The following is an 11,466-nucleotide window of genomic DNA, read 5'->3' as shown; positions in this document are numbered from 1 at the left end:
ACTCACCACAGCGTGAGCTGCGGACGTCGCGACCTGCCGGCCTCCGGCCTCATCAGAAAGCGAGCGTGCGCATGGCCTCTGCAGTCGTGTCGATCGTGTTCGGCGGCCTGGTGCCGGGCTTCCTGCTCGGGCTCCTCGCCTTCCGGGTCAAGTCGCGATGGTGCCCGCGCTGCGGGGAATCCACCGAGGCCATCGAGCCGTCGCCGGGGCGGGAGCGATGACCGAGCCCTACCGCCGCAACGGCAACGAGCCGCCGATCGGGCGGCGGATGGCGGAGCTGCGAGCACGTCGGGGCATGAGCCAACAGGTCTTCGCCGATCGGATCCGCAGGTCGAAGAGCTGGGTGGACAAGGTCGAGCGAGGAGTGCGTACCCTCGATCGGCTCTCGGTGATCGAGACGGTCGCCGCCGCCCTCGGCGTCGCCCCGGACGTCCTGCTCGCGGGCAAGGCCCCACGCCAGCCGGTCGCCGACACCGGAGGCGACGTGGAACGCCTCCGCGCGGCGCTGGCCCGCTACGACCTACCCGCCGCCGGCCGGCCGGCGCCGTCGTTGGCCCAACTCGACGCCCAAGCGGGGTACGCGTGGACGGCGTACCGCAACGGTCACCTTCCCCAGGTGCTACGCCTGCTGCCCGACCTGCTCGACGACAGCCGCACACACCCGGGAGACACGGCCGACTTGCTGGTACGGGTATACCGGCTCGCCGCCCAGGTGCTGGTCAAGCTCGGCGAGGCGGATCTCGCCTGGCTGGCCGCCGATCGGGCGATGGCCGCCGCCTCCGGCGACCCTTTGCGTGCCGGCCTCGCGGCGATCTCTCTCGCGCAGGCGCTGCGAGCCCTGGGGCGCGGCCGGTTGGCGATGACGGCCGCCGTCGCCGCCGTACACCAACTGGACCTGGCACCGGCCCACGCCCGCCGGGCCGGCGTAACCGGGACCCTGTTGATCGAAGCGGCGCTCGCCGCCGCCGTCGGCGGGGACACCAGTGCGGCAGGCGAACTCACCCAGCGAGCGGCTCACCTCGCCGACGGCCAGCGTCAGCACGACTGCGACGGCGTGGAATTCGGCCCCACACCTGTCGACCTCGCCCGCGCCCTGATCGCGATGTGGTCCGGCGACCACCAATCGGCCGTGACCACCCACCGACGGGTCATCGGCGGCAACGCCTGGCACCTGCTCCCCGCCGAACACCGGGCCGCTCACCTGATCGACATCACGCACGCCTACCTGGACCTCGGCGACCCGCGCTCCGCCGGCCGGGCGCTGGTCGCCGCCGACCGGATCGCCACCTGGGAGACACGAATTCGCCCCGTAGCCCGGGCAGCGCTGACCGCCGTGTTCCGCGCCGGACCCGGTGCGGCCGACGTGGCTCGGCTGGCCGCGACCATCGGATTGACGCGGTAGTGAAGAACCGCGGCTGCTGGCCCTGCCCTATCCCGAGCCGCGCTGCCGTCGCCAGAGCAACACGGCCGACACCAGGTAACCCACACCGACGACCGCCCACAGTGCAGCAAATGCCCAACGCCACGGCGTGGGGTCTCCGCTGGCCACGACCATCCACCCAGTGGCCAGGAAGAGCCAGACGCCTCCCCTGACGAAAGCCTGCTTCGGCGTCTTTGCTGTCTGCCACCACGGATTCTTGGCTGGCTTCATCTGGAAGATCTTCGCATTCATCACGGGACCCCGCGCCCTGACCAACCTCGGGACTGCGCGCTCGTGTTGATGACAGTGCATCCGATCACGGAAATCTGGCGGGACGGTGCTCAACCCCGACGACACCCAGCGCGAACCATGGCCAGCGTCGGGATCGACGTGGTCGCGTACTCATTCGATCTCCTCTTCGGTCCTCGGGTTGCATCCGCTCGTGGCTTGGGCTCGCGGCGGCCACCGTGATAGCGGCGATCGCCGTGGCGGGCTTCTGGTGGTTGGCCGTGCCGCGCTATGACATCTGCGCGACCGTCCTGCCCGCGCGTGCCGGCTGCCGGATCGCCGATCGGGTGTCCGCCGCGACGCTCTGGACGACTGTCGTCGCGGTGCTGTATGCGGCGACAGTCGTCGTCGCCCTCGCCCGTCCGCGTGGTCGCTGGTGGCCGTTGGCGGCGGGGATCGCGGTGCTGATCGTCGCGGCGTAGTGGGGCTACCGGGCGGTGCTGTACCAAACCTGACCGGCGGGCGGGGTGCCGATCCCCCGTCACTCATCGATACCTTGCGGGTTGGACGCGGACTGCGCTGCTGTCGAGACGGATTGGCCTTGCCTCAACCTGGTTGCCCACCAGGTTCCCGGGTAGAGGTAGCTCTGTGGACCCCCGAACCTTCTTTCAGATGCTGTTGGGCATCGGCGGTCTGGTCCTTGCCGGCTACGGTGTTCGTCTCCTGCTGACTGGCCGCATGTCGCCTTTTGCCCGGAGACGGTGGAGGCGGTCGGTCGATGCGGGACTGTGGTTCCTCTACGCCGGACTCTTCTTCCTGTTACTCGCAGTGGGATACCTCGGCCGGCTCGTCGGCGCGTTCGGACCCGCAACAACGTGGATGCTTGCGGGCTTGGCGCTCGTGCTCCTCGCGCTCGGCCTCATCAGGCACCGGCCACGTGACAGCGGACGCGGCGGATCTTGGGACACGACATAGCCACTTATTTCTACGGCGCTGCCGGTTGGGAGATGTGGGGCGGGCGGGACTCGAACCCGCGACCGAGGGATTATCTCGTCGTCATCGGCCGCCGGCGGTACCCACGAGAGTCCGCGGGCAAGCAGCTCTGCTGCGCGGCGGCGATCGCTCTGCCCTCGATAGCCAGCGACCCCGACGGCGATCGTCCCGCCTCAGGATCCCGTCCATCACGTCGCCCGGTTGCTCACCCGCGTTAATGTGCCCCGTGATCGTATGGCTCAACGGCACCCACGGCGTGGGCAAGACGACGACCAGTGCGCTCGTGCAGCAACTGATCCCGGATTCACGGGTATTCGACGCCGAGAAGGTCGGCGAGACACTCATGGACATCAGGCCGGGGCTGCCCGAGACGGACAACTTCCAGCACTGGCCGCCGTGGCGGCAGCTCGTCGTCGAGACCGCCCGCCGCGTGCTCGACTACACCGGCGGCACGCTGGTGATGCCGATGACCGTCCTGGTGGAGCAGTACTGGCGCGAAATCAGCGGGGGCCTCGCCCAGCACGCCGTACCGGTAAGGCACTTCGTCCTCCACGCTGACCAGGACACCCTCCGCAGGCGTATCGAGGGGGAACACCCCGTCCCCTCCCCGTTCCGCCTCACCTACCTTGAGCCCTACGCCGAGGCGGCCCGCACGTGGCTGCATGCCGAGGCCGAGGTCGTCGACACCACGCACCTCACGCCCGCCCAAGCAGCCCAGCAGATCGTCCTCCGAGCTACCGGGGGTAGCTCAGGCACTGTCCTGGCGAGACCTGAAGACTGCTACTGACGGTCGTCGCTGCGGCTGCGCGACCTGGCCCAGTTCGCTGCCGCCACGGCTGATTGGCAACCCGAGCGGCCTCATGATCCAATGGCGCGGTGGAGCTGACCAAGCAGTTCAGTGAGCAGCAATACGCTCGGGCGTTGGAGTCATGGGCCTGGCTGGATCTCGCCGGCAAGGCTCCGCGGTTCACCTCACTGTTCGGCGACGTGTTCCTTGAGTCTGCCGACGGGTCGTGGTGGTTCCTCAACACCTTCGAAGGGCAGCTCGTACGGGGGTGGGACTCAGGCGCCGACCTGACCGCCGAATTGGACACCGAGGGTGGCCAGGACAGGTACCTCCTGGGCCCCCTCGCCATGGCCGCATACCACCGGCGCGGGCTTCACCTGGACGCCAGCCAGATCTACGCCTACGCGCCACCGCCGATCGTCACGGGCAGTTTCGACGTCGATCGAATTGAGGCGTTCGACTTCGTCGCGGTGGTCAATACCGTCGGCCAGCTCCACGAGCAGCTACGGAACAATCCCAGCTAGGACGTCCGGCGAGCCCGTCGGGTGCGGCAGAGCCGCACCTGCTGCTCGACTCGAACCCGCGACCGACCTGGGCACCCGGCGGTCTACCAGCGGAAACACCTGTCAACATCTCACACCACTCCCCCGCCGTCCGCCGACCTCTTGCGGACCAGATGCGGACTGCTCACACTGCGAAGCCGGCATGTGCGGCACTCAGTCGAGGCAGAACTCGTTGCCTTCGATGTCCTGCAGCGTGTAGCAGGACTCGTTCTCCTCATCGGCATGCTGCAGCAGCACAGGTGTCGCGCCGAGCGCGATCAGCCGTGCGCCTTCGGCCTCAAGTACGGCCAGACGCTCGGCGCCCACGAGCCCGGCGCCGGCCCGCACATCGAGATGTACGCGATTTTTTACGACTTTGCCTTCTGGGACGCGCTGAAAGAACAGTCGCGGGCCGACGCCGGTGGGGTCGATGCACGCCGACCATGCGTCCCGCTGCTCGGACGGCAGGGCGAGGTTGTAGTCCTCCCAGCTGGCAAACCCCTTCGGTGGTGGCGGCAAGACGTACCCCAACACCTCGCACCAGAATCGAGCGACGCGCCCAGGCTCCTTGCAGTCGAAAGTGACCTGGAACTTCTTGATCGACTTCATGGCTTCACCCTAACCAGGTCGTTGGCAACCATCGAGCCTCCACTGTCCGGTCAGCTAGGCAGCAGGGTACGCACCATGCGCACGAGCCTCCCGACGCTGCTGCCATTCCGTCTGCCGCCGACCCACACACCGTGGAGCTGGCCCTGGATTGCTCGGCTGGACGTGTACGCGGACCTCTTCGAGGACGACCTGGACCAGGTGGCCGACCGCCTCGACCGGGCGGCGGGTCGTGCTGCTGCGGACTCAGTGCGGACCGAGGGTGTCGGGCCAGACCTCGAAGCGGTTCGCCCGGGTCGTCAGCAGCATGGCTGACCAGGGAGAACGGCTGGTGGGGCGGGCGGGACTCGAACCCGCGACCGAGGGATTATGAGTCCCCTGCTCTAACCGGCTGAGCTACCGCCCCGAAACACCGCGCCGGATCTTATCCCGCTCGGCGATCAGCAGCCAGCACCGTGCCGGCCGGTGCCCACGCCTGCGCCAGCACGATGGGCTACAGGAATATAACAGCGTGCTCGGGTACGCCGGTCAGCCGGCGCGCAGCTCCTCAAGCACGGCGCCGGCCGCGCGCCAGCCGCTGGCGAGAGCGCCCTGGATCGATGGGCTGTCCCGGTGGTCACCGGCCACGAAGAGGCCCTCCCCCAACGACACGGGCTTGCGCAGCCGTCCCTGCGGTGGCGGTGCGGCAGGCAGCGCCTGCGGCACGGCCACGGTGGTGAGGTGGGTCCAGTCGGCGGTGGATCGGCCGTACAGCCGGGTCAACTCGGCCCGGATGGCCGGCTCGGGTGGGGCGGTCGGGCCGACCACCGAGGTGGCCACGAGGTGCCGTCCGGCGGGCGCGTACGTCGGCGCGGCGTTGCTGAGCACCACCGTGTTCGCCACGATCTCCCGTCGGTCGCCGTCGACGAGCAGGATCGGTTCGGTGAGCGGCGGTTCCGGTGCGCTGTGGTAGTAGGTGGTGTAGCTGTGCATGCGTACCGTCGCCAGGGCCGGCAGCAGCGCGGGCGCGGCGGGCGGGTCGACGGCGACCACGACGGCCCGGCAGGTGATGTCGCCGGCCTGGGTGCGGACCCGGCCGGGCGCGACCTGCGCGACCGGGGTGTCCAGGTCGAGCAGGTCGGCAGGGAGCGGGTCGGCGATGGCCCTGGGCAGCGCGGCCATGCCCTCGGCGGGCAGGCCGATGCGGCCGCGGGCGAAGGAGCGCAACACCATCGCGAGGACGTGGCTGGAGGTGGCCAGCTCCCGGTCGATGAACACACCGGACAGGAACGGCCGCAACAGTTCCTCGATGATCGCGTCGGAGAGGCCCGCCCGGCGCAGCGCCGTCTCGGCGCTGGTCTCCGGGGCGCTGAGCAGCCGGGACACCGGCAGGGTGGCGCAGCCGGTCGCGAGCGCGGCGAAGCGCAGCCGGTCGAGCAGGGTGCCGATTCCGGCGAGCGCGGTGCCGGGGGCGCCGGTCGGCTCCCGCACCGGGTTGACCAGCCGCAGCAGGTCGTCGCCCTTGCGCACCAGCACGCCGGAGGTGAAGTACCCGAGGTGCAGCCGGTCGGTGTCGAGCAGCGTGCCGAGCTGCGGGTAGGCGGTGTTGAGCACCTGGAAGCCCCGGTCGATGAGGTAGCCGTCGACGACGTCGGTGGCGACCCGGCCGCCGAGTCGGCCGCTGGCCTCCAGCAGCCGCCAGGGCACGCCGGCGCGGTGCAGCCGGCGGGCGGCGGCGAGGCCGGCGAGGCCACCGCCGACGATGACCACGTCCGTCTCAGCCAGCATCGCGCGCCTCCCGCTCACCGTTCGTCCGGGACAACCGGCCCGGCCACCAGATCTTCGGCCCGATGTCGTACGCGAGCGCGGGCACCAGCAGCGACCGGACGATGATCGTGTCGATCAGTACCCCGATCGCGACCGCCGTACCCAACTCGACGAGGATCACCAGCGGCAGGACGGCGAGGGCGGAGAAGGTCGCGGCGAGCACGATGCCGGCAGAGGTGATCACGCCGCCGGTGACGGCGAGACCGGCCAGCACCCCGGCGCGGGTGCCGCGCTTGAGCGACTCCTCCCGGACCCGGCTCATCAGGAAGATGTTGTAGTCGATGCCGAGGGCGACCAGGAAGACGAACGCGAACAGCGGGAACGACGAGTCCACCCCGGGGAAGTCGAACACGTGCCGGAACAGCAGCGCGCAGAGGCCGAGGGTGGCCGCGAAACTGAGCAGCACGGTGCCGATCAGCAGCAGCGGGGCGAGCAGCGCTCGCAGCAGCAGGGCCAGGATGACCGCGATGACCACCAGCACCACCGGGATGATGACGTTCTGGTCGCGCTTCGCGGCGTCGGAGGTGTCCACGTTGATCGCCGTGAAGCCGCCGACCACCGCGTCCGCGCCGGGCACCTGGTGTACGGCCACCCGCAGCTCCCGGATGGTCCGCTCGGCCCCGTCGCTGTCGGGTGGGTCGGCCAGGGTGGCCTCCAGTTGCACCCGTCCGTCGACGACCTTGGGGGCGGCGTTCGGGTTGGGTGGGCCGGTCTGTGGGCCGGCGGTGCGGGGGCGGACGTCGGCGACGCCGGGTACGCCCTGCGCCACCCGGGCGACCTGCCGGGCGGTCCGCTCGGTGGTGAAGATGGTGGCGGGGCTGCCCGTGCCGGCCGGGAAGTGCCGGGAGATCACCTCCTGGCCGTCCACCGAGTCGGTGCGCTGGGTGAACAGGTCGGACTGCCCGAGCGTGGTCGCACCGAGCTGGGTGAGCCCCAACGTGAGGACGGCGAGCACGACTGCGGTGCTCAGCCAGATCGGTCGGGCATGGCGGGCCACGAAGCCGGCGACGCGGCTCCAGATGCCGTGCTCGGCGCGCGGGTCGGCCTGGTCCTCCCGGGGGCGTCGCGGCCAGAACGACCACCGGCCGCCGAGCACCAGCAGCGCGGGCAGGAAGGTGAGCATCACCAACAGGGTGGCGGCGATGCCGATGGCGGCGACCGGGCCGAGCGCCCGGTTGGAGTTGAGGCTCGACAGCAGCAGGCAGAGCAGGCTGACGATGACGGTGCCGCCGGAGGCGATGATGGCGGGCGCGGCGCCCTTCCACGCGGTCCGCATGGCGTCCCACGGTCGGGCGTGGCGGTGCAACTCCTCCCGGTAGCGGGCGATCAGCAGCAGCGCGTAGTCGGTGCCGGCACCGAAGACCAGCACGGTGAGGATGCCCTGCGCCTGCCCGTTGAGCTTCACCACGTCGGCGTCGGCGAGCAGGTAGACGAAGACCGAGGCCAGGGCGTACGACATGCCGGCGGCGAGCAGCGGAAAGACCCAGAGCACCGGGCTGCGGTAGACCACCAACAGGATGATCAGCACCACCACCAGGGTGACCAGCAGCAGTGGCCCGTCGATGGCGGAGAAGACCTTGATCAGGTCGGCGAGGAGGCCGGCGGGCCCGGAGACGTCCACGGTGAGCCCGTCCCGGTCCCCGCCGGTGATGTCGCGGAGCTGGTCGACGACCGAGCCGATCTCCTCCCCCTCGGCGTCGTCCACCGGTACGACGACCTGGAGGGCCTGGCCGTCCTGGCTCGGGATGGGTGGGGGCAATGGGGTGAGCACGCCGGGCACCTGGGCGAACCGGGCGGCGTCGGCGCTGACCCGCTGCCGGTCGGCGTCGGTGATCCCGGTCGGCCGTTCGTAGACGACAAGCGCCGGAATGGTCTGCCTGTCGACGAAGTCGCCGGTGAGGTCCTGGGCGCGGGTCGCCTCGGCGTCGGCGGGCAGGAAGGCGGCGTTGTCGTTGGTGGCGACCTCGCTGAGCCGCCCGGCGTACGGCCCGGCCACGCCGCCGATCACCAGCCAGGCCAGCACGACCGCCACCGCGATCAGCGTGGCCCTGCCGCCACGTCCGGACATCCGCACTCACCCCAGGGGTCGACGCATCAATCGACGCAGCGAAAGCCTCAGTCGACATCGACCATCCTGCCGGCCACGGAGGCCCCTAGCGGGCCAAACCCCTCATTCCGCCCCGCACCCCGCACCAAGATCGGCGCAACTTCGGGGATGTTGCTGCCTCAGGCACGCGGGAGGCAGCAACATCCCCGAAGTTGCTGTCTCGAACGCCGACCCCTGCGCACAGGCGGAGAGGGCGAAGGGTGGTACGAAGAGAACGCCCGCCGGCATCAGGCCGACGAGCGTTGGGTGGAGAAGCTCCCCCGATTGGACTCGAACCAATAACCTGCCGGTTAACAGCCGGCTGCTCTGCCAATTGAGCTACAGGGGATCGTGCACCGCGCGCCCCGGATCACCCCGGTGCCGTGCGACGGGAAAAGAATACAGGACATCCCCCGGTTGCGGTCCAGTGGGTTCCGCCGCACCCGCCGATGATCAAGGTGCACAGGTCACGGCCCGCGACGCATTGACAATCGGGGTAAATCGCCATCCCGGCACAAGCATGCTTGAGCGGAGAGCAGGATGGGTAGTTAGCTGCGGACAGAGGACGCAGGCGCGAACAGGTCGCCTTCCGACGGGGCAACTCGCCGGGGCGACGGCGCGTCAGGTACGGAAGGAGCCGCCATGCGCGGAAAGATCATGTTTCTTGGCGGGCTGGCTGCGGGATTCGTCCTGGGCGCCCGTGCCGGCCGGGAAAAGTACGAGGAGCTCGTTGTTCGGGGCCGCAAGGTGCTCGACCACCCGACCGTCCAGGAGGCGGCCGGGGTCGCGCAGGCCCAGGCCAACAAGCTCTACAGCGAGGGCAAGGACAAGCTCGGCCAGACCAAACTGGGCGAGAAGCTGGGCACCGGTAACGGCAGCACCGGTACGCAGGAGCTGACCGCCGCCGACGACGCGTTCGCCGGCACGCCCGCCACCGTGGGCGCCAAGGCGGGCACCAGCACGGTCGGCACGACCTCCGGGTCGCCGTCGTCCACCAACAACCCCCGCACCAAGCCGTCCGGCTCGGGCACGAACGCCAGCACGCTCTGACCAATCGCACGTCGACGGGCCGGTCGCCGCAGGGCGACCGGCCCGTGGTCTGTCCGACGTGCGGTCAGTCCTTGCTGCTGAACGCCGCGTCGAAGGCCGCGCTCGGTGCGTCGAAGGCCAGCCGGCGGACGAACTGCAACGCCTCCGGGGCGCCGACCAGCCGGTCCATACCGGCGTCTTCCCACTCGACCGAGATCGGGCCGGTGTAGCCGATCGCGTTCAACGCGCGGAAGCAGTCCTCCCAGGGCACGTCGCCGTGGCCGGTGGAGACGAAGTCCCACCCGCGGCGCAGGTCGGCCCAGGGCAGGTGCGAGGCGAGCCGGCCACGCCGGCCGTCGCCGGTGCGCACCTTCGCGTCCTTGCAGTCCACGTGGTAGATCCGGTCGGCGAAGTCGAAGATGAAGTTCACCGGGTCCAGCTCCTGCCAGACGAAGTGCGACGGATCCCAGTTCAGCCCGAACGCGGGCCGGTTGCCGATCGCCTCGAGCGTCCGCTTGGTCGTCCAGTAGTCGTACGCGATCTCGCTGGGGTGGACCTCGTGCGCGAACCGCACCCCGACCTCGTCGAACACGTCGAGGATCGGGTTCCACCGGTCGGCGAAGTCCTGGTAGCCGCGCTCGATCATCGCCGGCGGCACCGGCGGGAACATCGCCAGGGTGTGCCAGATCGACGAGCCGGTGAAGCCGACGACGGTCTTCACTCCGAGCTTCGCCGCCGCCCGCGCGGTGTCCTTGATCTCCTCGGCGGCCCGCTGACGAACCCCTTCGGGCTCCCCGTCGCCCCAGATCCGGCCCGGCAGGATGTCCTGGTGCCGCTCGTCGATCGGGTGGTCGCAGACCGCCTGACCAACGAGGTGGTTGGAGATCGTGAAGACCTCAAGGTTGTGCTTCGCGAGGGTCTCCCGCTTGCGCTCGACGTACGAGTCGTCGGCGAGCGCCTTGTCGACCTCGAAGTGGTCGCCCCAGCAGGCGATCTCCAGACCGTCGTAGCCCCACTCGGAGGCGAGCCGGCAGACCTCCTCGAAAGGCAGGTCGGCCCACTGGCCGGTGAAGAGCGTGATGGGTCGCGCCATTGTTCATCTCCCCTGTTGTCATGGGGGATTCCAGGTGCGGACCGGGGCGAGGGTGACCGGACGTACGCGGCACCGAGCGGTCACCGGTGGGTGCGGACGCACCTGGGCCCGGCGGGTTGCGCCTCCCACCGGGTCACCGGCCACCAGCACGGTCGCCGCCCCCACCCTATTTCCGTGGCACCCGATTGCGAAAGCCCTGCGGGGCGATCATCATTCGGCCAGTTCCTCGGGCGCCGGCAGGGCGGCCCGTACGGTGAAGCCGCCACCGGCGCGCGGGCCAGCGGACAACGTGCCTCCGAGGCGTTCCGCGCGCCTGCGTACCCCGAGCAGACCCCGCCCGGCGTCCTGGCTGCCACCGCCGGACGGCAGGGGGCGGGCGCCCTCGTCGCGGACCTCGATGGTGATGCCCGCGGCGTCGTAGCGCAGGCGGACCGCGACCGGCGCGCCGGGAGCGTGCCGGCCCGCGTTCGTCAACGATTCCTCGATGATCCGGTAGGCCACCGCGTCGACCGGTCCCGGCAGCGGCCGGGGTTGACCGGCCAGGCTCCACCGCACCGGCTGACCGGCGGCGAAGCCCTCCACCAGCGCGTCGAGGCGGTTCAGACTGCCCGTCGGATCGAACGGGTCGTCCAGCTCCTCCGGGCGCCGAAGCGCACCGCGCAGCCGATGCCCCTGCTCCAGCACCATCCCGCGCCACTGCGCGAACCGCCCCATGCAGGTCAAGGTACGGCAGTCGCCCGCGCCCCGGTCTCCCGCGTCACCGGAACGCGCACACCCCACCCGACCCCACCCGACGCCGCGCCGATCTTGCACTTTGTGTCGCCGAAAAGTCGGCATTGTGGGCATGAGTCCCGGCAGAAAGTGCAAGATCGGCGC

Annotated in this window: 13 protein-coding genes and 2 tRNA genes; 7 read left to right on the top strand and 8 right to left on the bottom strand. The window is 70.2% G+C overall.

The window, feature by feature from the left end:
• Positions 1-71 precede the first annotated feature (71 nt).
• Both AB0A90_RS10135 and AB0A90_RS10130 read left to right on the top strand, forming a co-directional pair.
• Positions 72-221 (top strand): hypothetical protein, encoded by a 150-nt coding sequence (locus AB0A90_RS10135; protein ID WP_357244721.1) that lies wholly within the window; start codon positions 72-74, stop codon positions 219-221.
• Positions 218-1,402, top strand: a complete 1,185-nt coding sequence (locus tag AB0A90_RS10130) for a helix-turn-helix domain-containing protein (protein WP_357244719.1) — start codon at positions 218-220, stop codon at positions 1,400-1,402. Before AB0A90_RS10135 ends, AB0A90_RS10130 begins: the two co-directional genes overlap by 4 nt.
• A gap of 27 nt (positions 1,403-1,429) precedes the next feature.
• Here the strand turns inward: AB0A90_RS10130 and AB0A90_RS10125 are convergent, their stop codons facing one another.
• Positions 1,430-1,672 (bottom strand): hypothetical protein, encoded by a 243-nt coding sequence (locus AB0A90_RS10125; RefSeq protein ID WP_357244717.1) that lies wholly within the window; start codon positions 1,670-1,672, stop codon positions 1,430-1,432.
• Between the two features lie 215 nt (positions 1,673-1,887).
• On the opposite strand from AB0A90_RS10125, the gene AB0A90_RS10120 reads away from it, so the two are divergent.
• From AB0A90_RS10120 to AB0A90_RS10110, 3 genes are all read left to right on the top strand, one after another.
• Positions 1,888-2,130, top strand: coding sequence for a hypothetical protein (locus AB0A90_RS10120; RefSeq protein ID WP_357244715.1), 243 nt, complete (start codon positions 1,888-1,890; stop codon positions 2,128-2,130).
• 737 nt (positions 2,131-2,867) lie between these two features.
• Positions 2,868-3,428, top strand: coding sequence for an AAA family ATPase (locus AB0A90_RS10115; protein WP_357244714.1), 561 nt, complete (start codon positions 2,868-2,870; stop codon positions 3,426-3,428).
• Between the two features lie 89 nt (positions 3,429-3,517).
• Positions 3,518-3,952 carry a hypothetical protein gene (locus AB0A90_RS10110; protein WP_357244712.1) on the top strand — a complete coding sequence of 145 codons (435 nt, stop codon included), beginning with the start codon at positions 3,518-3,520 and terminating at the stop codon, positions 3,950-3,952.
• A gap of 192 nt (positions 3,953-4,144) precedes the next feature.
• Here the strand turns inward: AB0A90_RS10110 and AB0A90_RS10105 are convergent, their stop codons facing one another.
• On the bottom strand, positions 4,145-4,579 hold the full coding sequence (locus AB0A90_RS10105) for a VOC family protein (protein WP_357244710.1): 435 nt from the start codon (positions 4,577-4,579) through the stop codon (positions 4,145-4,147).
• 75 nt (positions 4,580-4,654) lie between these two features.
• Here AB0A90_RS10105 and AB0A90_RS10100 point away from each other — a divergent pair, with 75 nt between their 5' ends.
• Positions 4,655-4,891 (top strand): hypothetical protein, encoded by a 237-nt coding sequence (locus AB0A90_RS10100; protein ID WP_357244709.1) that lies wholly within the window; start codon positions 4,655-4,657, stop codon positions 4,889-4,891.
• A gap of 14 nt (positions 4,892-4,905) precedes the next feature.
• Here AB0A90_RS10100 and AB0A90_RS10095 read toward each other — a convergent pair.
• The 4 genes from AB0A90_RS10095 to AB0A90_RS10080 form a co-directional block, all read right to left on the bottom strand.
• Positions 4,906-4,982: transfer RNA gene (locus AB0A90_RS10095), tRNA-Ile, on the bottom strand.
• A 122-nt stretch (positions 4,983-5,104) separates the two neighbouring features.
• Positions 5,105-6,343: an NAD(P)/FAD-dependent oxidoreductase gene (locus AB0A90_RS10090; protein WP_357244706.1), complete on the bottom strand. Its 1,239-nt coding sequence runs from the start codon at positions 6,341-6,343 to the stop codon at positions 5,105-5,107.
• Complete coding sequence (locus tag AB0A90_RS10085) at positions 6,333-8,450, bottom strand: MMPL family transporter (protein WP_357244703.1); 2,118 nt, start codon at positions 8,448-8,450, stop codon at positions 6,333-6,335. The genes AB0A90_RS10090 and AB0A90_RS10085 overlap by 11 nt, the downstream gene beginning before the upstream one ends.
• 294 nt (positions 8,451-8,744) lie before the next feature.
• Positions 8,745-8,817, bottom strand: a tRNA-Asn gene (locus AB0A90_RS10080).
• Between the two features lie 293 nt (positions 8,818-9,110).
• On the opposite strand from AB0A90_RS10080, the gene AB0A90_RS10075 reads away from it, so the two are divergent.
• Positions 9,111-9,518 (top strand): hypothetical protein, encoded by a 408-nt coding sequence (locus AB0A90_RS10075; protein WP_357244700.1) that lies wholly within the window; start codon positions 9,111-9,113, stop codon positions 9,516-9,518.
• Between the two features lie 64 nt (positions 9,519-9,582).
• On the opposite strand, the gene AB0A90_RS10070 is transcribed toward AB0A90_RS10075, so the two are convergent.
• Positions 9,583-10,590: a sugar phosphate isomerase/epimerase family protein gene (locus AB0A90_RS10070; protein WP_112623875.1), complete on the bottom strand. Its 1,008-nt coding sequence runs from the start codon at positions 10,588-10,590 to the stop codon at positions 9,583-9,585.
• Between the two features lie 210 nt (positions 10,591-10,800).
• Positions 10,801-11,304 (bottom strand): ATP-binding protein, encoded by a 504-nt coding sequence (locus AB0A90_RS10065; RefSeq protein WP_357244697.1) that lies wholly within the window; start codon positions 11,302-11,304, stop codon positions 10,801-10,803.
• Between the last annotated feature and the right edge of the window lie 162 nt (positions 11,305-11,466).

The sequence above is a fragment of the Micromonospora sp. NPDC049204 genome, from assembly GCF_040647935.1.
Classification (GTDB): domain Bacteria; phylum Actinomycetota; class Actinomycetes; order Mycobacteriales; family Micromonosporaceae; genus Micromonospora.
The sequence above is the reverse complement of the archived record's forward strand: the minus strand, read 5'-3'. Positions and strand labels throughout refer to the sequence as shown.

Excerpts from the sequence above, each read along its gene's own strand:
- AB0A90_RS10135 (WP_357244721.1), top strand. The coding sequence starts at position 72 with ATGGCCTCTGCAGTCGTGTCGATCGTGTTCGGCGGCCTGGTGCCGGGC.
- AB0A90_RS10130 (WP_357244719.1), top strand. The coding sequence starts at position 218 with ATGACCGAGCCCTACCGCCGCAACGGCAACGAGCCGCCGATCGGGCGG.
- AB0A90_RS10125 (WP_357244717.1), bottom strand. The coding sequence starts at position 1,672 with ATGAATGCGAAGATCTTCCAGATGAAGCCAGCCAAGAATCCGTGGTGG.
- AB0A90_RS10105 (WP_357244710.1), bottom strand. The coding sequence starts at position 4,579 with ATGAAGTCGATCAAGAAGTTCCAGGTCACTTTCGACTGCAAGGAGCCT.
- AB0A90_RS10100 (WP_357244709.1), top strand. The coding sequence starts at position 4,655 with ATGCGCACGAGCCTCCCGACGCTGCTGCCATTCCGTCTGCCGCCGACC.
- AB0A90_RS10090 (WP_357244706.1), bottom strand. The coding sequence starts at position 6,343 with ATGCTGGCTGAGACGGACGTGGTCATCGTCGGCGGTGGCCTCGCCGGC.
- AB0A90_RS10085 (WP_357244703.1), bottom strand. The coding sequence starts at position 8,450 with ATGTCCGGACGTGGCGGCAGGGCCACGCTGATCGCGGTGGCGGTCGTG.
- AB0A90_RS10075 (WP_357244700.1), top strand. The coding sequence starts at position 9,111 with ATGCGCGGAAAGATCATGTTTCTTGGCGGGCTGGCTGCGGGATTCGTC.
- AB0A90_RS10070 (WP_112623875.1), bottom strand. The coding sequence starts at position 10,590 with ATGGCGCGACCCATCACGCTCTTCACCGGCCAGTGGGCCGACCTGCCT.
- AB0A90_RS10065 (WP_357244697.1), bottom strand. The coding sequence starts at position 11,304 with ATGGGGCGGTTCGCGCAGTGGCGCGGGATGGTGCTGGAGCAGGGGCAT.